Source organism: Streptococcus sp. ZY19097, from assembly GCF_040731245.1.
Classification (GTDB): Bacteria; Bacillota; Bacilli; order Lactobacillales; family Streptococcaceae; genus Streptococcus; species Streptococcus orisratti.
In genome coordinates this window covers 1869811-1896176 of the sequence record NZ_CP160400.1, presented here as the reverse complement: position 1 = coordinate 1896176, position 26366 = coordinate 1869811, and the positions used below count along the sequence as shown (strand labels likewise).

The window sequence follows — 26366 nt, the reverse complement described above, 5'->3', positions numbered from 1 at the left end:
AAACAATCCAGTGGAGTGTTTGAAGTTGGAAATAAGGAGTGGGAAACTCAATAAGTCTAAACATACTAAGATTAGTAGTGAGGAAATCTCCGACGGGAGAAAGTAATTAGAAGTCGGATGGCATAATAACAAAAGGGTTACCTGTCCAGGTAGCCCTTTTAGATAGGAAGATATAAAGTCAAATTTCTAGATCATATTCCAATAGAAATGAAACTTAGCCAACAACGATAATAATAATGCCTTCAAAAACCAGTAATAATAGAGACAATAATTTTTGTGTTTTCATGTGAAATACCTCACTTTTATTTTTTTCTATTTTATGCTAAAATACTAAAAACAAAAAACTATTCCCATATATGCTTATTGGAGATGTATGATGAAAAAAATTGGAGAAATTTTTAAAAAGTTTCGAAAATCTAGAGGGTTACGCTTAAAAGATGTCGAAAAGGCTGGTATATCAACATCTCAGCTCTCACGTTTTGAAAAGGGAGAGACGGATTTAACCATTTCAAAGTTTATGGCTATTTTAGATGAGATTAACATGCCTATTGACGAATTTATGTATGCGATTCATGATTTTCATAGGGATGAACTGAATGAACTCTTGTCAAAAGTTAGGCATTTTATATCTAATCATGATGTTGATGGGTTGAAAAAATTACTCTATTCCCAAATGGAGTCAAATCCTAAACAAGAGAAGTTTCATAAGCTTAATATCGTTTTATTAAAAATTCGTTTACAAGATTTATCAGGAGAAGCTTATTATTCTAGGGATGATTTATCGTATTTAACCGATTATCTTTTTAGTGTAGAATATTGGGGATATTATGAATTATTGATTTTTTCAAATACTTTAGATGTCCTGAAACATGATGCTTTTATGGTTTTGGCTAGAGAAATGTCTAGGCGTTCTGATTTCTATAAAGAAATTCCAAATAATAGACGATTAATCTCATCAATGTTATTAAATGGATATATCACATGTGTTGAGAGAGAAAAATTTCTGGATGCTCTGTATTTTGAAAAACAATTAAACCAATGCTTTTTCACTGAGACTGAAATTTATGAGCGATTGGTGTTTCAGTATGCACAACATCTGTATCAATATAAAAAAGAGAAGGATTGTAAAGCAATTATTGAAATGAGAAAGTGTATTGGAGCAATGAAATTAGCAGGAAGTCACCACATCGCAAAGCTCTATGAAGGACATTTGGAAAAAGTTTTATCTGAAAAATAGAACATGCAGATATGGGAAAGAAATTTAAAGTTTTTTCAGAGTGATATACTTAAAGTGTGATGAAGGAGGTTCCATTATGGAAATGTCGCCTTATGTTTTAAGTAAATCCCTATCAGATGGAAATGTATATTACAACACTAAAAATAACCATTCTTTTTTCATAACGAATGAATTATTACGAAAAATTGAATGTGATGCAATAACAAAAATGCAATATTATGATTATTTAATATTATATCATTATCAACGGGAAGAAAATGAGTTACAAGATACGCTAGCGAGAATTAAAAACGAAGATGATAAATTGCTAGAATTTACAATTCTAACTCATGGAGATTGCAACTTTAGATGTAAGTATTGTTATGAAAAATTTGAAAATATTTCAATGTCTCCAGAAGTAGAAGATGCTATTGTAACATTTGCGGATAAACTATTATCTGAGGGAAAGTTTGAGAGGTTTAGTGTTCAATGGTTTGGTGGAGAACCTTTACTTGGCTATAAAACAATCGTTCGATTATCTGAGAGATTTTTAGAATTATGTTCAATATATAACATTGAGTATTTTTCAGGTATTACAACTAATGGTTACTTATTGAACAATCGTATGTTTCAAAATTTAGTTAAAAATTGTAAAGTTACTAGCTATCAAATAACTATTGATGGGGAACAAGAATTTCATGATAATCAACGCTTATTAAAAAATGGTAGAGGTTCATATGAGAGAATCTTAACGAATTTAAAATCGATGGTAGCTAGTCCGTTATACTACCATTGTACACTTAGATTCAATATTTCCAGAGAAAATGTTAAATCAATGGAAAACTTTTTACAATCCGATGGTTTAATATTTAAAGGAGATAGTAGGTTCAATCTTGCCTATCATAATATTGGGGATTGGGGTCAAGGAGATAGGCTGGATGATTATTGCGTTGATATACCAGATGGGGACTTCAGTTATTATTGTTCACAACAGGCTATTTCTCTTGGATACTACATAGATTCTCCTAAAATGATGTTGCATAATAGTCTCAATTGTTATGCTAATAGAAAACACCATTATATGTTTAATGTAAGAGGAGTTATCCAAAGTTGTACAGTAGCTCTATATCGTAAAGAAAATATTTTCGGAAGTGTATTGACTGGTATTCTTAATCACAAGAAAAGAGAAGATTGGATAAAAGGGATTGAGTACGATAGGTGTAGTCAATGCCCATATGTGTTACTTTGTAAATCAGGATATTGTCCTTTGGCAAGAATAAATCAAGAAAAATCTTGGGAGAGGTTGTGTCGTCTCTATAGAGAGCGAATACAAAAGGATTTTTCACTCTTTATTCTTACTAAATCTTATAACGATATTCTTGATATAAATTAAATTTTTTGGAGGAATTAACCATGATTGTAAAAGAAAATAAAAAATATGACCCAACTAAAGTTTACCAAACACAAAGAAATGATAGCTGTACTAATGGAATTTGTGGTTAAGATATTGCGCAATTCAATAAGCAGTATAATATTATCATATCACATTAGGTTATTGAATATGTAAATTGGGATACATTTCTAGAATAACGGTGGTATATTACTAAACTACTATCAACTTTTAACTAGTTAGCTAACCTTTCCTGGCTAACTTTTTAGATTTGGAGCCTATGATGAAATTACTAACCTATCTTGGGAAGTTCCGTTATTTTGCCATTGTGGTCTTTATCTTAGGGGCTTTTTCGAGTATTTTACAGTCCTTAGTTATTCAAAAAATGATTGTCATTGATACGGTAACGGACTTTGAGTCTCTCGGGAAATTGTTTGTTATAGGACTATTGACCTATCTGCTCTTTTATGGTCTGGAATTTGGGGCTGATGTCGTTTACGATGTGTCTTGTAAACGCATCATGTTAGCCTTGCGAGATAAGTTGACGAGGACACTTCTCTTATCTAGCGAGTCAATAGACCAGCATGAGACGACAAATTTTCTCAGTCAAGATTTAGAATTTTTCTACGACAATTACGTGACTCAGGTCATGCGTTTGCCCCAAAATGGCATGATTTTCTTGGTTGTATCAGCCTATTTAATCATCTTAAATCCTGTTCTAGCGCTTCTGTTTATCTTAGGGTCCCTATTACGCCCGTTACCACAAGTTTTTTTGAGTCAAATGGCGGATGCTTTGGGACAAGAGCAGAGCGAGGAGCGAGAGCGTTCCATGGCGCTCATTATGGACTATGTCAATGGCGGAAGCACGCTGTTACACCATCAGGCATTTGACACGACCTATGGAAAATTGAAACATCAAGTCCTCACTTATGAGACCGCCCGCCGAAATTATTATTACTTGTCTAATTTCCTCTTTTTCTGTAATGGTTTGACACAATTTTTAGGACGTGTATTACCAATTGGAATTTATTTTTTATTGCCAAATGTTTTTGGGCATATTCCAGTGTCAGCACTTGTTGCCATGTTTATTGCGTCAAATAGCTTATCGAATCCTCTTCAAAATATGATGTATGCAACATTTAGTATGCAAGCTGCCAACTCGATTAGAACAAAAATCTATGAGCTGATGGACAAACGTGTTGATGACGTAGAAGTTCCCTATATTCCTGATTTTAAAGCTCTGATTTTGCAAAATATCACAAAATCCTATGGGGAAAAGGCTATTTTGAAAGATTTCTCCTACACTTTTGAAAAAGGGAAGAAATATCTTATTAAGGGAGCTAGCGGACGGGGAAAAACAACCCTGTTAAACATTATCAAAGGTGAGGTTGTTGATTCTGGACAAGTGGCTCTTGTGACCAATGACAATCAACGATTTGAGTCTTACCAAGCTAATATTGGCGTGGTGAGTCAGTCACCCTTTCTTTTTAATGGCACCTTAGCAGAAAATATCTGTCTCAACCAGACTTTTTCGCATGAAGCATTGATTAGGGTATTAAATCAAGTCCACCTGCTTGAAGAATTACCCGAGGGCTTAGACTTCAACATTGAAAATAACGGCAGTAATGTTTCAGGTGGTCAGCGTGTTCGCATAGAATTGGCACGATTTTTACTGCGTCAGAAGGATGTTTTATTGCTCGATGAGGTGACGGCGGCACTTGATAAGGAGAATGCTCATCGCGTTAGAGAGCTGATTTTTTCACTGCCAATGACCGTTATCGAAGTAGCTCACCATGTGGACGAAACAATCGTTTACGATGCTGTGATAGAATTGTAGGTGATGAGATGTTTAAGTATTTTAATAAATTTTTAGTGACCTTAACCCTTATCGCCTGTATCTTAAACAGCTTTGTCTTTCTTATTGAGCCCTTGATGACCAATAAGATTTTTGACTTAGATTCTTTAAATGGCAGTAAGAATATTGGGGGATTTTTGCTTTATGGACTAACCTTATATGTGATTTTTTATGCAGTGATGTTTATTGGAAATCTCTTAATCAATTACATTATGACCATTGGTTGCGGCAATATTCGCCTGCGTCTGTACAAGAGTTTGATGCTCGGTCATCAAAACATTGCTAATGATGAGAAGATTTCCCTTTTGACACAAGATGTTGAATATTATTTGTGGAATCACATCAGTCCAAGTATTCTCCTTGTTGCTCGGTTGAGTAACTTTCTCTTGCTCAGCAGTTATCTTTTGTCCAAAAATATACCGATTGGTCTTTTGTTTATCGTCTGTGCCCTTATATATTTATTGGTTCAACAGGTCATTAGTAAAATGGCAGAGCAAAAAGGGAGTCAGCAAACGGAAGCAAGACGTAATCTTTTGGCGTTACTTAGTGATGTCGTTGTGGGCAATGCAACTTTAAAGCAAAACAAAGCTCTTTTACTCACACTCAAATCAGTAAAAAAACAGTCAGAACGTTACGAAGAGAAGCGTCTATCCTTTGAAATATCAAGAGCTTTCTTTGACTTTTTAGCAAATCTTATGCTTTTTGTTTCGCAACTTTTGCCAATCTTTTTAGGATTGGCTTTAATGACAGCAGGTACAGATTTACGAACAACCGATTTGATTATCATGTTTATTGCGGCAACACGTCTAGAACAGCCCCTGATGTCAATTGTGGATAATATCTTTAGACTGAAGGGGTCAAAATCTATTTCTGAAAAATTTGATCAGATATTAGCTCAGCCTATTCCTGAAAATGATGCCCATTCTCTTTCTGCGGACACGTTTGAAGCCTTAGAGTGTCACCAATTGACGAAATCCTTTGCAGGTAGAACGCTCTTTTCAGCTTTTTCTTACCGTTTTGAAAAAGGGAAAAAATACCTGATTAAAGGTCCAAGTGGTTCTGGGAAGTCAACACTTTTTAAGTTAATCTTACAAGAATTGCAGCCTGATGAAGGCTCTATCGAGATGGTGACTAAAAATGGTCAGGTCGCGACAGACTTTAAGCATCGTATTGGTCTCATTGCGCAGTCGCCCTATCTTTTTAATGACAGTATTCGCTTTAATTTGACATTGGGAGACGATTTTTCAGATGAGTTATTGCTGGAAAAACTGGAGCAAGTTGGCTTGGCAGCTGAGTTTGACAATATTTTAGATTACCAGATAATCAACAATGGCGACAATATTTCTGGTGGTCAAAGGGTACGGCTTGACATTGCACGAAACCTCATTAGACAAAAAGATGTTCTTCTAGCAGATGAAGTGACCGCTCCGCTGGATGCCCAAAATGCCAAGAATATTCGAAACTTGCTCTTTAATCTGCCAGTCACGGTTATCGAAATTGCCCATCACATGGATGATGACTTTGTTTATGACGGTGAGATTGATTTGTCATATTATGCGAATTAAGGAAGAGCTACCATTCATTAGTGAGTGGTAGTTTTTCTTGTGATAACTTTTCCAAGTCCATCTTGTTATGATGGTGCTATCTTATGAAAAGGAGATAGCACTAATGATGTTAAATAAAATGAAGGCTCGGATTTTGATAGGCTTCGGTGGTCTGGCAGTTACTAGCTTTGTGGTGATGATGGGTTACGCTATTGGTTCTCATTCAGTGACCAGTCACACGCAGAAACAAATCCAGACTGAGGCTCATAAACTATTGACTAAAGAGAAAGAAAAGGAAAAGGCGAGTGTTCTCTCTGACGAGCTAGTCAAGGAATTTCTTACGCAATACTATACCAAGGAAAAGCTGGGCGAGAACAACAACCGTATCAATCCCTATATGACAGATTCTGCTTTTAAGGAAGAAGTAGCTCGTCAAGAAGATTCTATCAACCAAGTCTATAAAGACTGCATGTTGGATTATCGCTTTGAGTCTGCTCAAATCTATGTCAATACAGAAGCAAATGAAGCTCTTGCGGAAGTGTCTTATCAGGTTGTTTACGTGTCAGAGGTCAGTGATAAGGCTCACCTTCCGTTGAGGATGGCGATGACGTTTAGGGAGTTGAAATCTTGAGCGATAAAGCTCATCTTCCCCTTCTTGAAGGTATACTCATCCCAGGACATGACTTCTGGAAGCATGTTCCAATCCGTTTCAAACTTAAATTTATTGAGCTTTCTCAAAACTGATGACGTCGAGATAGATAGCCTGTGTAGAATTTGTTTCATTGCTTGGTTTTCGATGAGTAAATGGACGATTTTCTGGTTAACAGCGACAGAGATTTGGTGGTTCTTCTTGACAAGAGGAGTTTCAGCGACAGCCATTTTTCCGCAATCTTTACACCTTGAACCGACGCTTTCGAAGACGGATAAGTAGAGGGGAGCCAGCAGTTTCTAGATAGGGGATTTTGGAGGCTTTTTGGAAATCGTATTTAGCCATTTGTCCCTTACAAGAAGGGCATTTAGGGGCTGTATAATCCAAGTGACCGTGGAGTTCTAAGTGAGTTCCTAGGTCATATGGGACTTTTTGTATATACTCAAAATGGCTCCATAATCTCCACGGTGGTTTTACCCACTACAGAAATTATAGAGCCAAAATAGTCCACTGGACTATTTTACTCCCACCCCCGTACAGTTCCAAAGGTTCGGGGAACCTTTGGAGTTTGGAAATGAAGCGAACTCTGTTCGCATCAGTCGTAGAGGTCAGATTTGGAGTGTGAAACACGAATTGCTGAGATTTGCTTCGCAAACCTTATCTCCAACCTTTAACAGTCCACTGGACTATTAAACCCAATCAACCACTGCGCTGAGATGTTGATACGAACTTTGAGAAGCGAGGATGGACTTTTTGCTCAGCCTCCTTACGTCGAGGTAATAAAAGATAAACTAATTGACTATACTTCATTTTCCAAACTATCCCTAGATAGAAAGTATTGATACGACCCTAGCTCGCTTTGTCTCCAAACTTAAATAGTTTCTTTCACGGACTTTTGAAGTTGGTCGGAATTTGATTTTTATTGAGTATCAAAAAAGTATTATTTATAAGGCAAAGCCATTTCTAGAAATTATGAAAACGTATTATTGGTCAAAAAAAGTCAAATTTCTTTTTTTTGTCAATCTTTGTGTTATAATGGATAAGTTGTTAAAACGACAAAAAAATAAGTTTTATAAGGCAGCTTCGCACTGCCTTTTAGAAAAGAGAAACATTGAAATTTACAGAACTTAATTTATCAGATGACATCCTTGCTGCGGTAGTTACTGCCGGTTTTACAGAACCTTCACCTATCCAAGAAATGACTATTCCCTTGGCACTTGAAGGAAAGGATGTTATTGGACAAGCACAGACAGGGACTGGTAAAACAGCCGCTTTTGGTTTGCCTACCCTCAACAAAATCGACACTAGTCGCAATGTCATTCAAGCCTTAGTTATTGCGCCTACACGCGAATTGGCTGTTCAATCTCAGGAAGAACTTTTCCGTTTTGGTCGTGAAAAGGGCGTGAAAGTTCGTTCAGTCTACGGTGGTTCAAGCATTGAAAAACAAATCAAGGCTCTTCGTTCAGGGGCACATATTGTTGTCGGAACGCCAGGGCGTTTGCTTGATTTGATTAAACGTAAGGCTTTAAAATTAGATCATGTTGAAACTCTGATTTTGGATGAAGCAGATGAAATGCTTAATATGGGCTTTCTTGAGGATATTGAAGCTATCATTTCACGTGTTCCAGAAAGTCGTCAAACCTTGCTCTTTTCAGCAACTATGCCTGAACCAATCAAGCAAATTGGTATAAAGTTCATGAAAGAACCTGAACATGTGAAAATTGCAGCTAAGGAGTTGACAACAGATTTAGTTGATCAATATTATGTTCGTGTTAAAGAACAAGATAAATTTGATACTATGACACGCCTGATGGACGTCGATCAACCTGAATTGTCCATCGTTTTTGGTCGTACCAAGCGTCGTGTTGATGAACTAACTCGTGGTCTAAAACTTCGTGGTTTTCGTGCTGAAGGTATCCATGGAGATCTTGATCAAGGAAAACGTCTTCGTGTCCTTCGTGACTTTAAGAATGACAACCTTGATATTTTAGTAGCAACTGATGTGGCTGCGCGTGGACTTGATATTTCAGGCGTGACTCACGTTTACAATTATGATATCCCACAAGATCCAGAAAGTTATGTTCACCGTATTGGTCGTACTGGTCGTGCAGGCAAACATGGGCAGTCCATTACTTTTGTTTCACCAAATGAAATGGGTTATCTCTCTATCATCGAAAACCTAACGAAGAAACGTATGAAGGGCCTCAAACCTGCTACAGCAGAAGAAGCCTTTCAAGCGAAGAAAAAAGTTGCCCTTAAGAAGATTGAACGTGATTTTGCAGATGATAACATTCGTTCAAACTTTGATAAGTTTAAGGGGGATGCTGTTAAGCTAGCGGCTGAATTTAGCCCAGAAGAGCTGGCGCTTTATATCTTGACCTTAACGGTTCAAGATCCAGCGACATTACCAGATGTAGAAATTGCTCGTGAAAAACCATTACCATTTAAACCGTCTGGAAATGGCTTTGGTGGAAAAGGTGGACGCGGTAATCGTGGACGAGATAATGATCGTCGTCGGGGTTCTTACCGCGGTGATCGTAACCGTGATGACCGTCGTGATTTTAAACGCAAGTCAAACAAAAATCGCAAGGATTTCGAAAATAAGGACAACAAACGTCCACACCGCACATCAAGCGAGAAGAAAAATGGCTTTGTTATTCGTAACAAGGGTGAAAGATAATAGATTCTTTAACTTATAGTTATTTAGTTTATCTTTGATTACTTCGACGTAAGAGGAAACTACGTTTCCTTATTTCCAACCTAGAACAGCCTCTAGGCTGTTCTAGCAACCTGCAGCTCGTTGCCTAGTACTAAAAGACTATATAATCCTTTAAGATCTCATAACGAGATCTTTTTTTGAAAATGACTCTTTCCTGAAAAAAGACTATGAAAAAAGGTATGACTGATAAGTAGCCACACCTGATTGTCTTCTTTGTATCTTTAACAATCAAGTTCAGACGTTACTAATACTCTTCGAAAATCAAAATTATCCGTTGTCAACTTGCCTTGATGAACTCAAGTTCTATCGTCGGCTTCGTTTCCTAGGCTACTTTTGATTTTCATTGAGTATAACATGATTTGATAACTATAGGTTCTATCTATTATATTGCTGATTCTTATTAAGTATTGTTTTTTATTTGAGATAACCCAAATAATCAAATTTTTCAAAGGTATTATTACTTGCAATGGCAACAACATCTGTCTCTGGTTCAAATGCTTGCATAGGATCAATATGAGTTTCCAGATTTGCCACATTGGGTCTGCGAAGTCCAACGACATTAATATCATACTTTTTACGAACATCAAGCTGAGTAAGGTTTTTTCCTACCCAAGATTCAGGTATTGAAAACTCAATCATGGCTAGATTATCCTCAAGGTGGATAATGTTTTCAATGTGACGGCGTAGCATATTAGCAGCAACGGCCTTACCAGAATCACGTTCAGGCGTAATAACTTTTGTAGCCCCAATGCCATAAAGAACTTCTTCATAAGTGGCATTTTTAGCTTTAGCAATAATAATTGGAACTCCTAGCTTTTTACAGTGCATAACGGCCAAAACTGAAGATTCAAGATTGTTTCCTGTTGCGATAACAACAGAATCACATTGATCGATACCGACTGCCTTTAAAAAATCAAAGTCTGTGATATCACCTACAGCAGCTTTTGCCACATAATCGGCAACTTCTTGGACATGTGCAGCACCATTGTCCAAGGCGATAACATCCTGATCAAAATGGCTTAATTCAAAAGCAACGGTCCTGCCGAAAATTCCTAAGCCAAGTACACCAACAATTTTTTTAGTCATAATTTGTTCCTTTTCTAGTCTTTATCCAACAGTGATATCCATTGGCGCATATTGAATGGTTTTCCCTTTTTTTTGAAGAAGGCTGAGCAGTACGGTGATTGGTCCTACGCGTCCGATAAACATCAAAGCAATGATAATCAAACGTCCTGCAGTTGACAGTTGAGGGGTCACATCCATGGAAACTCCGACCGTAGCAATAGCAGAGATAGCCTCAAAAAGCAATGCTAATGGCTTGATAGAAGGTTCTACTTCAAGAAGCAAAACGTAACCAGTCATCAAGACAGCAAAGAAGAAAATCAGCACAGTCAATGTCTGTTTGATGGTTTTATTGGCAATAATACGATTACGAAAGGTTACTTCTGACTGGCCATCCAGTTCGGATTTGAAGAGAAGATAAGTGATTGCTATGGTAGTCACCTTTACTCCACCTGCTGTTCCTCCAGGAGCACCACCGATAATCATTTGCAACATGTAGAGAATGTTTGTAGCAGGATGTGCATCTTGGTAAGAAATAGTAGCAAACCCCGCCGTCCGCATAGTTACTGTTTGAAAAAAACTCACCATTAACTGTTGAAAGGGATGATAAGTTCCTATGGTTTTTGTGTTCCCAATTTCTGTCATCCAACTTAATACTGTTCCTAAAAAGAGGAGGAGACCAGTTGTGTAAAGCACCAAGCGCGTTTGGTTTCGTATAGGACGAATAGCTGAGCTGAGATGTTTAGGGCGATTAGTCAAATAACGTTTAACAGCGTGGATGAGATCCATCCAGACGGCAAAACCAATGCCTCCAGAAATAATTAAAAAAGCAATGACAAAATTAATCAATGGATTAAGGGCATAGTCTTTAAGGCTTGATGAGCCTAGATTATCAAAACCAGCATTACAGAAAGCTGAAATAGCTAGAAAAATACTATTAAAAATTCCATGCTGCCAACCGAATCGTGGAATAAAGTCTAGCATTAATAGCAGTGCAGCAATAGCTTCAATAGTAAAGGTTAATTTATAGACATTAAAGAGATAATGCCGTAAATCGGAACTATTTTCTCGGCTGAGGGCTGATTGCAAGAGATTCTGGTCAGTGACGGTTATCCGCCTACGACGTACAGCATACATGCTGATAGCAATTAGGGTAACAAGTCCTAGACCACCAATTTGCATGAGACACATGGCGATAACCTGACCTAAACCGTTGTAAACATCTGCAACAGCAACAACCGATAAGCCTGTCACGCAAACCATAGACACAACGTTGAATAAATGATCGAAAAAAGTCGTCGATGGTGCACTAGAGTAGTGGGTTATAGGAAGTGATAATAGGCAGCTTCCTATGATAATGACAATCATAAAGCTAAATGTCAGTCGTTGTGTCACTGACACTGATTTTAGAAAAGAGTACACAATAGAAGTCCTTTCATTCCAAAAAGCTAAGAATATGATAGCAAAAAAGCACTAAAAAGACTAGTCTTGAGGTTGTATGATGACTGTGGTACAATAAGAAAGATTAACTTAGACATACAAGGAGTTTTATTAATGAATAAAATTGATGCTTTTCATTTAAAAGTGATCGCTATTATCGCTATGTTTTTAAATCATGTTGGTCATACTTTTGAGAATGTGTGGAATCCTCCGTTATGGGAATTTACTTATCTGACAATAGGTCTTTTGACCTTTCCAATCATGGCTTACTTACTAGTAGAAGGATTTTTCTATACTCGAAGTCGTTGGAAATATGCAGGGCGACTCTTCTTATTCGGCTTAATTAGTCTTTTTCCTTTTCATTACCTTTTTGAATTTAACTGGTCATTTTTCAATCCCATCAATAACATCATGTTCACACTAATGCTGGGTGTCTTAATGATGATGGCTTGTGAAAAGGTTAAAAATCATTTCTTACAAATCCTAATTTTAATTTTCTTTATCCTTGCTTCCATTACCTCAGACTGGAATCTTTTTGGTATTCCTATCATTTTTGGATTTTATAGAAATCATGGAAAACCAGAAAATACCAGGTGGGTTCTTGGGATAATCTGTCTCCTAATGATGTATTTGACTTTTCCTAAAGAATGGACGGCGACTGCTGCGGTAGAATGGCTGTCAAATCTGGGAATTTTGACAGTTATCCCTATTCTGGCAGCCTACAATGGCCAGCGAGGCTATTCACCAAATTGGATAAAATGGGGGTTTTATGCCTTCTATCCTCTCCACATCAGTCTTCTACTTTTTATTCGTATTCTGATTTTTCACTATTAAAAGAAGCGAATAGGTTTACTGACTAACCTGTTCGCTTTTGTGAAAATTATAGTAGAAAGGGTTAAAGTGGTTTCTTGTTGGGGAGCCCTGCTTTACGCGGATATTTGTTTGGGGTTTCCTTTTTCTTTTCTACAATGGTGAGGTTTCGGCCATCCCCATTTGGTAGTTGATAGTTGTATGTTAGCACGACCTTGGCAAATAGCAGAGCTAAGGCATTTTTTGCATCAGCCAGTTCTTCATCTGCTGCAGCAGCCTTGAGGGCAATCAAGCGCCCGCCAATAGTTAAAAAAGGTATAGTTAGTTCAGACAAGACTTGCATGCGGGCTACTGCACGAGCCGTCACGATATCAAAAGTGGCGCGGAAAGTTTTATCTTGGCCAAAATCTTCAGCTCTGCCATGGTAAAAGTGAACTCTATCTAAGCCTAGTTCTCCTGCCAATAGGGTTAGAAAGTTGATGCGTTTATTAAGGGAATCAATAATGGTGACCTCAAGCTCAGGACAGAGAATTTTCATAGGTAGGCTGGGGAATCCTGCTCCAGCCCCTATATCCAACAGTCGTACAGGTTCGTTTTTGATATGACCTTGTAGAACGGGTGCTAAAGAATCGTAAAAATGCTTGAGATAGACCTCTTCTTTCTCGGTAATAGCTGTCAAATTGATTTTTTTGTTCCATTCTATTAGTAGCTCAAAGTAGCGCTCAAATTGTTTTTTTTGTAAATCGTTGAGCGTAAAACCTTGTTCAGCCAAGTATTGATAAAATTCAGCAGGTGTCATCTTGTCTCCTTAATCGATATCTGTACTGAAACATGCGGTAAAGATTGGTGCATGCTTAGACCTGTATCTTCTATTTTACCATATTTTACAGTTAATACTCTTCGAAAATTTAACGAAAGACTTTGCTGTCTTATTTTGGTGCATTCTATTTGTACATTGCTGAAACGAACAACGTCTGTTTCATTTTCCGTCTTCAATGGTTTCCTAGAATGTTGGAACAAGCCTAATTTTGATGTTCATTGCGTACAAGCCCTCTTTTCTTTTGAAAAGTTGTAAAAATTGATATAATATCTCTAACGTTATAAGCCATTGAGGTTAACTAGAGGTGAAAGTGAGGTATTTTTATGTTACAAAGTCAGATTGCTAGTAACAAGCGGCGAACTGTTCTCTTGATTATTGTATTTTTCTTGTTGCTGACAGCTATCGGTGCTGCGGTTGGTTACCTCCTGCTGAGAAGTCTAGAGCTAGGTGCAGCTTTAGCTTTGATTATCGGGATTATTTATGCAGCTAGTATGATTTTTCAGTCAACAAATGTTGTTATGTCTATGAATAATGCGCGTGAAATCAGGCCTGAAGATGCGCCCCAATACTATGAAACAGTTGAGAAAATGGCTATGGTGGCTCAAATTCCCATGCCACGTGTTTTTATCGTTGAAGACAATTCTCTTAATGCCTTTGCAACAGGATCTAGTCCTGAAAATGCTGCGATTGCAGCCACCACGGGACTTCTGAAAGTTATGAATCGTGAGGAATTAGAGTCAGTTGTTGGTCATGAAGTCAGTCATATTCGTAACTTTGATGTCCGTATTTCAACCATTGCTGTAGCCTTAGCCAGTGCAGTGACTCTGATTGCTAGTATAGGTGGTCGGATGATGTGGTTTGGAGGAGGACGTCGCCGCTCGGATGATCGAGATAATGGTATGGGGATTTTAATATTGTTATTTTCCATCCTATCACTGATTTTAGCTCCTTTAGCGGCGACTCTGGTTCAGTTAGCTATTTCTCGGCAGCGAGAATTTTTAGCTGATGCTAGTTCAGTTGAATTAACTAATAACCCTTTGGGAATGATTCATGCGCTTGAAAAACTAGACCAATCAGCTCCTATGCAAGCTTCCGTTGATCAAGCTAGTGCTGCTCTTTATATCAACGATCCAGTTAAGAAAGAAGATGGCTTGAGATCACTCTTTTATACGCATCCTTCTATCTCAGATAGAATTGAGCGTTTGCGTCAAATGTAAGAACATTGCTTTGCTAATCCTCTAAAAGTTGCTATAATAAAGTCAACCAAGAGAAAGAAAAGAGAAATTATGTTTACTTTAACAGAAATTAAAAAGCACCCAGAAGGTATTCGGTTTAATAACAGCTTTGATTTGGCTGAAGAAATCAAAGAACGTAACCCTGAAATCATTGATTTGAAGAATGTTACTGCCAAAGGAACTATCTCCTACGATGATGATTTATATTTATTGAACTATGAGTTGCTTTACACGCTTACCTTGCCATCTAGTCGTTCTATGAAACCAGTTCCTTTAGAGGTTCAAGACTTTATTTCGGAAGTTTTTATTGACGAAGCTGACTTGGTGGATAAGAGAGATTTAGTGGATGAGGAGTTAGTCTTAATTGTGGAGGGAAATAGTATTTCCTTAACTGAGAGCATTTTAGATAATATCTTGTTAAATATTCCTTTGAGTGTCTTGACAGAGGAGGAAGCCAAATCAGATGAGTTTCCATCAGGTAAGAATTGGTCAGTTATGACAGAAAGTCAATTTCAGGTGCTTAAGGAGGCTAAAAAGGAACAAACTAATCCTTTTGCAGCCTTAAACGGTTTATTTGATGAAGAATGATTTAAATGAATAGTAAAAAGACAGGGAAGGGGAGTATTCTCAGTCTTTTTTACGTTCATTATGGGAAGTCTATTATTTATACTTTTCTAAAATCAAACTAATACTCTTCGAAAATCAAAACTATCCGTTGTCAACTTGCCTTGATGAACTCAAGTTCTATCGTCGGCTTCGTTTCCTAGGCTACTTTTGATTTTCATTGAGTAATGGGTTTGTATTTTGTATGTGTCAAAAAGTTCTAAACAGTATGCACAATTCAAGGATTCTTGCGAGTTTGTTTATTGGAAATGGCAAGAAAGCTTGCCAGGTTAGGAAATTAAGAGTAAACAGTATCACAAAAAGTCATTAGAAAATGGAAGAGCGCAATCGTTCTCAAAAATTTAAAATACGTTAAATGACAAAATGATTACAAATTTTGAAATAGCTAGTCAAGTAAAAACTTTTCTGTTATACTTTTTCAGTACTATTGTTTTACTTGGTAGTTAAAATTATCTTGATTTCTGCAAAAAAGGGAAAAGAAGTCGATAAATTTTAGTTCTTTTTTAATTTAATGAGTTTTAAATGTTGATTTTGAAATAGTGAAATCGTATTACAAAGCTAATTAAGCAGATGAGTAGTGAGTAAAATGATAAAAATATTAAAAGGAGGAGACAATGAGTAAAAAAATTCTAGTTATCGAAGATGAAAAGAATTTGGCACGCTTTGTATCACTTGAATTACAACACGAGGGCTATCAGGTTACCGTAATCTCAAATGGACGAGAGGGGCTTGAAGTTGCACTTGATAGAGATTTTGATCTTATTTTGCTAGATTTATTGCTCCCAGAAATGGACGGATTTGAAATAACACGACGTCTTCAAGCCGAAAAAACGACTTATGTCATGATGATGACTGCGCGTGATTCAGTCATGGATATTGTCGCTGGTTTGGATCGCGGTGCAGATGATTATATAATTAAACCTTTCGCTATTGAGGAATTACTAGCACGTGTTCGTGCTATCTTCCGACGCCAAGATATAGAATCTTCTAAAAAACCTTCATCTACGATGGGCGATTATCAAAATTTGAAGCTCAATTCCCAAAATCGCTCGGTTGTGCGAGAAGGTAAAGAAATTTCTTTAACGAAGCGTGAATTTGATTTGCTAAGTGCTTTGGTAACCAATGTCAACCATGTTTTGACACGTGAGGATTTGTTGGCAAGCGTTTGGAAATACGATGATTCTGTCGAAACAAATGTTGTTGATGTTTATATTCGCTATCTTCGTGGGAAAATTGATGTTCCAGGTAGAGAATCTTACATTCAAACAGTTCGTGGTATGGGATATGTAGTTCGCGAACATTAAGAATGTCTTGACAAACGCAAGGTAGGTGCTTTAACTTTTTTGTTGAAAAACGACTTAACAAAATTGACGAACTCAAAGGCTTGAACATTTTGAGGTATAGAGTAGCGCTTACGTAAACTGAGTTTTAAAAAAGTACCAAATGAAGAACAATGCAGGGGCAATTAAAGAATGATTGTCTCTTTGTTAACTCTAAAAGTCGTACAGAATGCTTGGGAAGTTGAAAACTGTGGCTGAGATTCCTCGGTATCAATAGTTTTAGTTATTCATTTATTTATTGTCAACCTTTATTGAGTGTAAGTTATGACTGTTACGTTTTTCAATAAATCATCCAAAATATTAAGAAACTGAATATTTTTGTCCAATTATTGATTTGGGTTAAATAATTTAGCTTTTTTAATGAGGTTCAATCTAAGAGAAACTCAAAAGAGATAGTCAGGTTTTATGCTGTTCGATGACGACCTAGTTGGTCTGAAGCTTGTAGAAATAGTGCGTAACCTGATGATGGTCGTAATCCGTCCATTTCTTTTCCACATAAGTTTTAGAATTTCGACGATTAGCTAGTCGAAAAGGGAATTGGGATACTGAGAAGTTTTATGGTGGGAAGCAATTTTAGGCTGAGTATTTGATTATGCTTGAAGCATAAAAAGATTTTACTCGTAAGAAAGGAGGGATTTCAAATTTTTCTAATTGTATCATTTTTGATGCTCGCACTGATTTGTTGTTTTATAAAAAAACAATCGTTATTAGTGTTGGCATTTCAAAAAGCTAAAAATCTTAGTACGGATAATTCAAAAGAATTGTTAGATCAGGAAGGAAATCGATCACAAATTGCTGAGTTAAAAGAAAGCATTGATTATTTGTCAAAGCAACTTGAACAAGAACGCCAAACACAGCAACAATTTATTAGTGATATTAGTCATGAGTTGCGAAACCCTATAGCTGTTTTGTCAGGACATATTAGCATGTTGCAGCGTTGGGGGAAAGAGGAACCTGCCATTTTGGAAAAAAGTCTCAATATCATGTCCCAAGAAATGCAACGGATGGCTATTATGGTTAATGAAACTTTGGACACTGTTCGCCTTCAAGGAACTGTTGAAGGACATGAAGATGAAATGACTGATTTAGGCGAATCCGTTGAGAAAATTTTAGCCAATTTTAGACTCTTGAAAGAGGACTTTACTTTTGATTTTGATTCTAACATAAAACCGATTACTGGGAAGATTTATGCCCTGCATTTTGAACAAGCCTTAATTATTTTATTGGATAATGCAGTCAAGTATTCTGGAAATTCTAAGAAGATTGAAGTTGACTTAAATGTTCAAGAAGATTTTGCTTGTTTGTCGGTTATTGATTATGGGCAAGGTATGTCGGAACAAGATTTGGATCATATTTTTGACCGATTTTATAGGAGTGAAACTTCAAAAATGCAAGTATCAACTCAAGAAGGAGCTGGAATCGGCTTAGCAATTCTAAAGCAAATCGCTAATGCCTATCATTTGTCTATTCAGGTTGATAGCCAACTTGGAGTTGGGACTTCATTTCATCTAAAAATTCCGATTGTTGATAGTGCAAAATGACATTAGCTACCGTTCCTTGGAATAATTTATAAAAATCAATAAATTTAAGAGAGTAGCTATATAACGTTTATCTCTAACAAAAGGTGTTGCAAAAACGCCTTTTTATTATGAAAATATTATCATGAATTGCGAAAATCAAAACGCTATTTTGCGAACTTAATTTGATAAATGTTTTAAAACTTAAAAGAATAAGAAATTGTCTTTGGCTTTTGTTATTATTGAAAATATGGTAAAATAAGGTATTAAAATGTTAGAATAGGGGTGTTTTCATGCGTTGTCCAAAATGTAGTTTTAATAAATCAAGTGTCGTTGATAGTCGCCAAGCAGAAGAAGGAAATACGATTAGACGACGCCGCGAATGCGAAAAATGTCACACCCGCTTTACAACCTTCGAAAGAGTTGAAGAATTACCACTTTTAGTGATTAAGAAAGATGGTACGCGGGAGCAATTTTCACGGGATAAAATCCTCAATGGTATTATCCAAAGTGCTCAAAAACGTCCAGTCTCAAGCAATGATATTGAAAATGCGATTAGTCGTATTGAGCAAGCTGTTAGAAGCCAATATGATAGCGAAGTCTCTAGTGAAGTTATTGGCAATCTGGTCATGGACGAACTAGCTGAACTAGATGAAATTACCTATGTTCGTTTTGCATCTGTTTACAAATCTTTCAAGGATGTTGATGAAATTGAGGAACTTCTCAAGCAAATCACTGATCGTGTCCGTAGTAAGAAAAGTAGTGTAACCAATGAATCCAATTGATGATTTTCTTTTTCTAAAGCATAATAGGGTTTCTTACGATTCCACAACCCTTATTCAACTCTATTATCCTATCATGGGGAGTGACGCCCTTGCTGTTTATGAATATCTTGTTGCTTTTTTTGATAATGGGGCTCATACTCATAAATTTAGTGAGTTGCTTAATCACCTCCAATTTGGGATGAAGCGCTTGGAGGAAGCTTTAGTTATGCTAACGGCTTTGGACTTATTGGTTCTTTATCAGACTAGGGATAGTTACATATTGAAAATAAAGCCTGCGCTAGGGAACGAAACTTTTCTGGCAGACCCAGTTTATCGGAGACTTTTGGAGCTACGTATTGGTGAGATTGCGGTATCTGAATTGGAAGTTTCCATTCCTGAGAATGCACGTGATATTTCTAAGACATTTTCCGATGTTTTCAATTCCGAAATACAAAATCAACCTAAGTCGTCGAAAACGGATCCAACCTTTGATTTGGTCAGTTTCCAACGTCTGATGACTCGAGATGGTCTTTCCTTTTCGGAAAACGAAAAAATGGATGTTATTGGGCTTTATGCTTTTGCAGATAAGTATAAGATGAATTGGTTTGAGGTGTATGGCTTGGCAAATGAAACAGCCATTAACCGCAAAATTTCTCTAAAACGGATGGAGGCTAAAAAGCAGCAGCCGTCCCAATCTCAGGTCAATGGCGATTTTACAAACAGTGAATTAGTGGTTATTCAGCAAGCCAAGTCTCTATCGGCTCTTGATTTTCTCAAGGTTATCAAATCTTCTCGCAAGGCTGTTGTGACAAAAGCAGAGCGTAATCTCTTAGAAGATTTGGCGCAGATGAGTTTTTTGGATGAGGTTATCAACATTTTGGTGCTTTACACCTTTAACAAGACCAAGTCTGCTAACCTGTCTAAGCCTTACTTGATGACCTTGGCAAACGATTTTTCATACCGCGGTATTGGGACGGCTGAAGCAGCTGTTGTAGCGCTCCGCCATTCTCCAGAAATACAGAAAAAAAATGCTGCTAAACCAATCAAAAAATCGAATGTACCTGAATGGAGCAATCCAAATTACAAGAATGAAACTAGTCAAGAAGAATTAGCAAAATTGGAAGCTGAAAAACGTCAACTTCTTGAGAAATTAGGAAAGGAGTGAGTAGATGGAAAAAATTGGACAAACCCTCAATCATTTGGGACGCTCAGGTCGTGTGGTAGCTGAAGAGTTGATGCAGGCTATCTTAGCAGATAGAGATGTGGCTGATTTTATCGCTGCTCACCAGCTGACACCAGAACAAATCAAGCTCAGTCTGCCTAAGTTCAACCAATTCCGAAATGAACGTGCTAAATTCGAGAACGGGGATGAGAGTTATATTGCCAAGGGTTATCAGCCTATTTTAACCATGAATGAAGGTTATGCTGATGTGACTTACCTAGAGACGCGTGAACTCAAGGAAGCTCAACGGAAACAGGCAGTAGAAGGGCGAATCAGTTTGATGAATTTGCCTAAATCTTACAAGCATATTTCTTTTGAGGATATTTTCTTGGATGACAACCATCGTCTGGCTAGTTTTGGCAGTTTAGTTGATTTTGTCAATGACTATCCGAGTCAGGGTCAGAAAGGGCTTTACCTCTACGGAGACATGGGTGTTGGCAAGTCTTATATGTTGGCTGCTATGGCGCATGAGTTGTCAGAGCGTAAGGGTGTGACCACCACCATGTTGCACTACCCATCCTTTACCATTGATATTAAAAATGCTATAAATGGCGGTCGTGTCAAGGAAGAAATTGATGCGGTCAAGACAGCACAGGTCTTAATTTTAGATGATATCGGTGCTGAGCAATTTTCATCTTGGGTGCGTGACGAAGTACTTCAAGTTATCTTGCAGTACCGCATGTTAGAAGAATTGCCAACATTCTTTACGTCAAATTATTCTATGGCTAATCTAGAAGCTAAGTTAGCTGATGGCCGTAAAGGTGATGAGTCTTGGCAGGCTAAACGTGTTATGGAGCGCATTCGTTTCCTGGCCAGAGAAATGCATTTACAAGGTGAAAATCGACGTTAGGATAGCTGAGCTAGCGGTGGCTAGCCGGCTTTTTCAGGCGAATGTTCTATCAATAGAAAAATGCTTCATCAGATGGAAGTCAAACTTAGACTCAATGAAAATCAAAAGTAGCCTAGGAAACGAAGCCGACGATAGAACTTGAGTTCATCAAGGCAAGTTGACAACGGATAATTTTGATTTTCGAAGAGTATTAGACCTCGTTGCCTTGATTTGATGAGTGTTAAGGTTTAGTAGAGTTTAACCGCTTACTAACCAAAATTAGCAGAGAGAGTTTTTCCTGCACCTTAGTTACATGTGAAAGGAATCCCCTAAATGAGGGGAAGGTATTTATTTTATGGCTTTACCTACAGTTGCCATTGTTGGTCGTCCAAATGTTGGAAAATCGACATTATTTAACCGAATTGCGGGGGAGCGCATCTCTATTGTCGAGGACGTTGAAGGTGTGACACGAGACCGTATTTATACGACTGCTGAATGGCTTAATCGCAAGTTTAGCATTATTGATACAGGTGGTATTGATGATGTTGATGCGCCTTTTATGGAGCAAATCAAGCATCAAGCTGATATTGCTATGACGGAAGCAGATGTCATTGTTTTTGTTGTTTCTGGTAAGGAAGGTGTGACAGACGCAGATGAGTACGTGGCAAGAATCCTTTATAAAACCAATAAACCTGTTATTTTAGTTGTCAATAAGGTTGACAATCCAGAAATGCGCAATGATATCTATGATTTCTATTCTCTTGGACTTGGTGATCCTTACCCAGTGTCATCTGTTCATGGAATTGGAACAGGTGACGTTTTAGATATTATTGTTGAAAATCTTCCAACTGAACTTGAGGATGAAAATCCTAATATTATAAAATTTAGTTTAATTGGTCGTCCAAATGTTGGAAAATCTAGTCTTATCAATGCTATGCTTGGTGAGGAACGTGTAATCGCCAGTCCCATTGCTGGAACGACACGTGATGCCATTGATACCAATTTTGTTGACAGTGAGGGTCAAGAGTACACCATGATTGATACGGCTGGGATGCGTAAGTCTGGTAAGGTCTATGAAAATACTGAAAAATACTCGGTCATGCGTTCAATGCGTGCTATTGACCGTTCGGATGTTGTGCTCATGGTTATCAATGCTGAGGAAGGTATTCGTGAGTATGATAAGCGTATTGCAGGTTTTGCCCATGAAGCTGGTAAAGGTATTATCATTGTCGTTAATAAGTGGGATACGATTGAAAAAGACAATCATACAGTTACTCAGTGGGAGGCAGATATTCGTGATAATTTCCAATTTCTAAGTTATGCGCCAATAATCTTTGTCTCTGCGGAAACCAAGCAACGTTTGCATAAACTTCCTGAGTTGATTAAGCGCATTAGTGAAAGCCAAAACCGTCGTATTCCATCAGCGGTCCTCAATGAAGTCATCATGGATGCCATTGCTATTAATCCGACACCAACAGACAAAGGGCGTCGCCTCAAAATTTTCTATGCAACTCAAGTTGCGGTGAAACCACCGACCTTTGTGGTCTTTGTCAATGAAGAGGAACTTATGCACTTCTCTTACATGCGTTTCTTGGAAAATCAAATCCGTGCAGCTTTTGGATTTGAAGGTACGCCAATAAAACTTGTTGCACGAAAACGTAAGTAATGAAAGCAGGGGCTGGGAATTTCCCACTCCTCTTTCTTTGGACTTTGTCAAAAACAAACTGATATATAATCGATATCATCGAGTTTGATTAGTATAGTCAATTAGTTTGTCTTTGATTACTTCGACGTAAGGGGAAACTCCGTTTCCTTATTTCCAACTTCAAACACTCCGCTGGAGTATTTGAACTCGCCTGCCGTACTTTACGAAAGTGACTTGCTTCGCATGTCTTATTTCCAACCTAGAACAGCCTAAAGGCTGTTCTAGCAACCTGCAGCTCGTTGCCTTGTACTAAAAGCAAACTAAAGACTATATAAATTAGGAGTTTTCAATTTGTGTATGGCTCAGTTTTGGAATGTAAAAGACGAGCTAATCTGCTAATTGATTCTGCGCTGAGATGTTGGTATGGACTTTGTGAAGTGAGATTGGATTTGAAGCCTGATTTCCAAAAAGGAATGCAATTTAAACAAGAGAAAGCCTACGTCCACTGACTAAGAAAAGTCACAAAAATTGGCTTTTGATTTTTATGAATAGGGGAAAAATAGAAATAAGATGAAAAATAAAATTGTTACAATTCTTAAAGATTTGTACGCTTACAAGTACACCTACATTTTACGGGCGACCATCTTGCAATTAGTGATTACAACGCTTGGGTCCTATGTTTTGTCTCTCTTACTTCGTGCAGCTCTAGTCAGCTCGGACTTGCCTGGACTGACCATTGATAATCTAAGCTCCTTTTTAATCAATCCGATGACATTGGGCTTGCTTCTTCTGTACCTATTTGCATTGGCATTTTTGGTCTTTTTTGAGTTTACATTGTTGGTGGAAATGCTCCGCTATAAGGAAGAGAAGTTACGACTCACATTTTCAAGACTGAAAGAGGACATAGGCAATTTTTTCACATCATTATCAGGAGGTCATATCGTTGCCTTTTTGGTATATTTGATTCTAACGATTCCTTTTTTGCAACTTTTTTTATCTTCAGCTCTTCTTGAAAATCTCTATATTCCTAAATTTATCTCAGGGGAGTTGGTCAAAACGACTAGCGGGAGTGTGATTTACTATGGACTTTATGCTTTGTTGGGATATTTGAATCTGCGTTTCATCTACACTTTACCCTTAACAGTAACCAATAAAGGTCAGCATTTCGCTCAAAGCATGGCACAATCATGGAAGATGACAAAAGGAAGAAAATTATTTGCCTTATCAGGTCTACTTTTAGTGCTTTTTATTCTGATGATTGTCACGATGGTTTTTGTTGTTTTAGGGATTAGTATAGCGAGTGTGCTAGATAGCAACAAGAGCGATCTTCTAATAGAGACACTTTTCCTATCTTTTGTTTGGGGAACTGTTTTTGCAGCTAGCCTTCTTTTCAAACTAGGCTTTCTATCTTACTTACTACATGTTTTAGATTTGGAAAAAGCAGAGCAGGATCAGCTAACTCCTCAAAAACCAAAAAAAGGACGTTCGTTTGCTTTAGTAGCTCTACTAATAGCTATTGGCGGTGTCAGCTTTATATATAATAGCAGCGGGCTGTCAAGTCAAAAAACAGAAAATATTCAGGTTATTGCCCACAGAGGACTTGTCAGCAAAGGAGTTGAAAATTCATTGGAGGCCTTGGAAGCAGCGGTGAAAGCAGGAGCAGATTATGTTGAGATGGATGTGATTTATTCAAAAGATGGGCAATTTGTAGTTAGTCATGATGATAATCTTAAACGCTTAACTGGAAAGAATATTGCTATCTCAGATTCGAAGGCTGAGCAAGTCGTGGGTCTTCCAATCCATCAAAATGGTCATAAGTCTCACCTTGTTTCCTTTGATACTTATGTCAAAAAGGCTAAAGAATTAGGTATAAAATTATTAGTAGAATTGAAACCAACTGGAAAGGAAGCTAGAAATTACGAGCAAGATTTTGTTGATAAGTTAAATCAGTTAGGAGTTTCAAGAGATTATCTAGTTATGTCATTAGATTTGCCAACGGTTGAAAAAGTTAAACGCCTAGATAAGAACCTAACGGTTGGGTACACGATTTCATTGCAAGTTGGAGATTTTACAAATCAAACAGTTGATTTCTATGCTATTGAGGATTTTTCTTACAATGAGTGGCTAGCGGCAAGTGCACATGCAAAAGGAAAGAAAATTTACGCTTGGACGATTAATGCTGAAGAAGATATTACCAGGTATCTGCAAAGCAGTAGTGATGGTATTATTACTGATTATCCAACTGATGTCAAAGAAATGAAAGCAAACTTTAAAAAAGATGACAGCTATCTTGAATATTTCCTACGCATTTTCAGCCTTTAATAGTCGAGAATTTTGATTGGGAATTATAGTCCCGATTGAAAATTACAAAAATAAGGGTTATAATACTTCTTACGAGGTAAAATCTATGAAAACATTCGACAAATCATCAAAATTAGAACATGTTGCTTACGATATTCGGGGTCCTATCTTGGACGAAGCCAATCGTATGATTGCCAACGGTGAAAAAATTCTTCGCCTTAATACGGGAAATCCTGCTGAGTTTGGTTTCACAGCACCTGATGAGGTCATTCGCGATTTGATTATGAATGCCCGTAACAGCGAAGGTTATTCAGATAGTAAAGGGATTTTTTCGGCTCGTAAGGCTATTATGCAATACTGTCAGCTAAAAGGTTTTCCAAACGTTGATATTGATGATATTTACATTGGAAATGGTGTTTCTGAGCTGATTTCGATTTCCCTGCAAGCTCTTCTTGACAATGGTGACGAGGTGCTTGTACCGATGCCAGACTACCCTTTATGGACTGCCTGTGTCAGCCTTGCCGGAGGGAATGCTGTGCATTATCTATGTGATGAAGAAGCAGGCTGGTTCCCAGATATTGATGACATTAAATCAAAGATTACTTCAAATACCAAGGCAATTGTTGTTATCAATCCTAATAATCCAACTGGTGCCCTTTATCCCAAAGAACTACTTGAGGAAATTGTCGATATTGCTCGTCAGAATGACTTGATTATTTTCGCTGATGAAATTTATGACCGTCTGGTTATGGATGGTAAAGAACACGTCGCCATTGCCAGTCTGGCTCCAGATGTTTTTTGTGTTTCCATGAATGGTTTATCAAAGTCTCACCGTATTTGTGGTTTCCGCGTGGGATGGATGGTACTTTCGGGACCAAAACACAACGTTAAAGGATACATTGAAGGGTTAAATATGTTAGCCAATATGCGGCTTTGTTCTAATGTTTTGGCACAGCATGTTGTACAAACTTCTTTAGGTGGCTATCAGTCGGTTGATGAACTTTTAAAACCGGGTGGTCGTATTTATGAACAACGCAATTTTATTCATAAGGCTGTGAATGAAGTACCAGGGCTGTCAGCAGTCAAGCCAACAGCAGGTCTGTATATCTTCCCTAAAATTGATCGTGATATGTACCAGATTGATGATGACGAAGAATTTTGCTTACAGCTTTTGAAGCAAGAAAAAGTGATGCTAGTACCTGGAAAAGGCTTTAACTGGATGACGCCAGACCATTTTCGTATTGTTTACTTACCTCGTGTTGAAGAGTTAGCAGAAGTTCAAGAAAAATTGACTCGCGTCCTTCGACAATATCGCCGTTAATTCAGCCCAAAAATCACCGTGAAGGTGGTTTTTTACTTTTATACTCTTAGAACCTGTATTCAC

The 26366-nt window shown here is 37.5% G+C and carries 19 protein-coding genes and 2 pseudogenes; 17 read left to right on the top strand and 4 right to left on the bottom strand.

All coding sequences use genetic code 11. The features are described from left to right. Positions 1-376 precede the first annotated feature (376 nt). The 5 genes and pseudogenes from ABZ559_RS09440 to ABZ559_RS09420 all read left to right on the top strand — a co-directional run. Positions 377-1237, top strand: coding sequence for a helix-turn-helix domain-containing protein (locus ABZ559_RS09440; protein WP_018375753.1), 861 nt, complete (start codon positions 377-379; stop codon positions 1235-1237). A 76-nt stretch (positions 1238-1313) separates the two neighbouring features. Continuing rightward, a complete protein-coding gene (locus ABZ559_RS09435) occupies positions 1314-2609 on the top strand; it encodes a radical SAM/SPASM domain-containing protein (RefSeq protein WP_018375754.1) in 1296 nt (431 codons plus the stop codon). A gap of 277 nt (positions 2610-2886) precedes the next feature. Beyond that, positions 2887-4443: an ABC transporter ATP-binding protein gene (locus ABZ559_RS09430; RefSeq protein ID WP_033418589.1), complete on the top strand. Its 1557-nt coding sequence runs from the start codon at positions 2887-2889 to the stop codon at positions 4441-4443. An 8-nt stretch (positions 4444-4451) separates the two neighbouring features. Then, positions 4452-6026: an ABC transporter ATP-binding protein gene (locus tag ABZ559_RS09425; protein ID WP_018375757.1), complete on the top strand. Its 1575-nt coding sequence runs from the start codon at positions 4452-4454 to the stop codon at positions 6024-6026. A gap of 106 nt (positions 6027-6132) precedes the next feature. Then, positions 6133-6588, top strand: a pseudogene (locus tag ABZ559_RS09420) (hypothetical protein); the annotation flags it as partial. Between the two features lie 2 nt (positions 6589-6590). Here ABZ559_RS09420 and ABZ559_RS09415 read toward each other — a convergent pair. Beyond that, positions 6591-7092: pseudogene (locus tag ABZ559_RS09415) on the bottom strand (transposase family protein); the annotation flags it as partial. A gap of 673 nt (positions 7093-7765) precedes the next feature. Between ABZ559_RS09415 and ABZ559_RS09410 the strand changes: the two are divergent. Further along, the gene (locus tag ABZ559_RS09410) at positions 7766-9334 is read left to right on the top strand and encodes a DEAD/DEAH box helicase (RefSeq protein WP_018375759.1); all 1569 of its coding nucleotides are present in this window, start codon (positions 7766-7768) and stop codon (positions 9332-9334) included. Positions 9335-9787: 453 nt separating this feature from the next. Here the strand turns inward: ABZ559_RS09410 and ktrA are convergent, their stop codons facing one another. Then, positions 9788-10459, bottom strand: a complete 672-nt coding sequence (gene ktrA / locus ABZ559_RS09405) for a potassium uptake transporter gating subunit KtrA (protein ID WP_018375760.1) — start codon at positions 10457-10459, stop codon at positions 9788-9790. A gap of 21 nt (positions 10460-10480) precedes the next feature. Continuing rightward, complete coding sequence (ktrB, locus tag ABZ559_RS09400) at positions 10481-11803, bottom strand: potassium uptake transporter channel subunit KtrB (protein WP_277291429.1); 1323 nt, start codon at positions 11801-11803, stop codon at positions 10481-10483. 186 nt (positions 11804-11989) lie between these two features. Here ktrB and ABZ559_RS09395 point away from each other — a divergent pair, with 186 nt between their 5' ends. Further along, positions 11990-12709, top strand: a complete 720-nt coding sequence (locus tag ABZ559_RS09395) for a TraX family protein (RefSeq protein ID WP_367006140.1) — start codon at positions 11990-11992, stop codon at positions 12707-12709. A gap of 61 nt (positions 12710-12770) precedes the next feature. Here the strand turns inward: ABZ559_RS09395 and rsmG are convergent, their stop codons facing one another. Continuing rightward, the gene (gene rsmG, locus ABZ559_RS09390) at positions 12771-13484 is read right to left on the bottom strand and encodes a 16S rRNA (guanine(527)-N(7))-methyltransferase RsmG (protein ID WP_367006138.1); all 714 of its coding nucleotides are present in this window, start codon (positions 13482-13484) and stop codon (positions 12771-12773) included. Between the two features lie 344 nt (positions 13485-13828). Between rsmG and htpX the strand changes: the two genes are divergently transcribed. The 10 genes from htpX to ABZ559_RS09340 all read left to right on the top strand — a co-directional run bounded on the left by htpX (position 13829) and on the right by ABZ559_RS09340 (position 26303). Further along, positions 13829-14722: a zinc metalloprotease HtpX gene (gene htpX / locus ABZ559_RS09385; protein ID WP_273414810.1), complete on the top strand. Its 894-nt coding sequence runs from the start codon at positions 13829-13831 to the stop codon at positions 14720-14722. Positions 14723-14791: 69 nt separating this feature from the next. Next, positions 14792-15328, top strand: a complete 537-nt coding sequence (locus tag ABZ559_RS09380) for a YceD family protein (protein WP_277291428.1) — start codon at positions 14792-14794, stop codon at positions 15326-15328. Positions 15329-15978: 650 nt separating this feature from the next. Next, positions 15979-16668, top strand: coding sequence for a response regulator transcription factor (locus ABZ559_RS09375; RefSeq protein WP_367006137.1), 690 nt, complete (start codon positions 15979-15981; stop codon positions 16666-16668). 749 nt (positions 16669-17417) lie between these two features. Then, entirely contained in the window at positions 17418-18245 is an 828-nt protein-coding gene (locus tag ABZ559_RS09370) for a HAMP domain-containing sensor histidine kinase (protein ID WP_367006136.1), read from the top strand. A gap of 269 nt (positions 18246-18514) precedes the next feature. Continuing rightward, positions 18515-19006, top strand: coding sequence for a transcriptional regulator NrdR (nrdR, locus tag ABZ559_RS09365; RefSeq protein ID WP_018375769.1), 492 nt, complete (start codon positions 18515-18517; stop codon positions 19004-19006). Next, the gene (locus tag ABZ559_RS09360; protein WP_367006134.1) at positions 18993-20150 is read left to right on the top strand and encodes a helicase loader; all 1158 of its coding nucleotides are present in this window, start codon (positions 18993-18995) and stop codon (positions 20148-20150) included. Before nrdR ends, ABZ559_RS09360 begins: the two co-directional genes overlap by 14 nt. Before the next feature lie 4 nt (positions 20151-20154). Continuing rightward, positions 20155-21057: a primosomal protein DnaI gene (gene dnaI, locus ABZ559_RS09355; protein ID WP_018375771.1), complete on the top strand. Its 903-nt coding sequence runs from the start codon at positions 20155-20157 to the stop codon at positions 21055-21057. A 334-nt stretch (positions 21058-21391) separates the two neighbouring features. Next, on the top strand, positions 21392-22702 hold the full coding sequence (der, locus tag ABZ559_RS09350; RefSeq protein ID WP_018375772.1) for a ribosome biogenesis GTPase Der: 1311 nt from the start codon (positions 21392-21394) through the stop codon (positions 22700-22702). A gap of 549 nt (positions 22703-23251) precedes the next feature. After that, on the top strand, positions 23252-25003 hold the full coding sequence (locus tag ABZ559_RS09345; protein ID WP_367006132.1) for a glycerophosphodiester phosphodiesterase: 1752 nt from the start codon (positions 23252-23254) through the stop codon (positions 25001-25003). An 85-nt stretch (positions 25004-25088) separates the two neighbouring features. Further along, positions 25089-26303 (top strand): pyridoxal phosphate-dependent aminotransferase, encoded by a 1215-nt coding sequence (locus ABZ559_RS09340; RefSeq protein ID WP_367006131.1) that lies wholly within the window; start codon positions 25089-25091, stop codon positions 26301-26303. Positions 26304-26366: the final 63 nt, after the last annotated feature.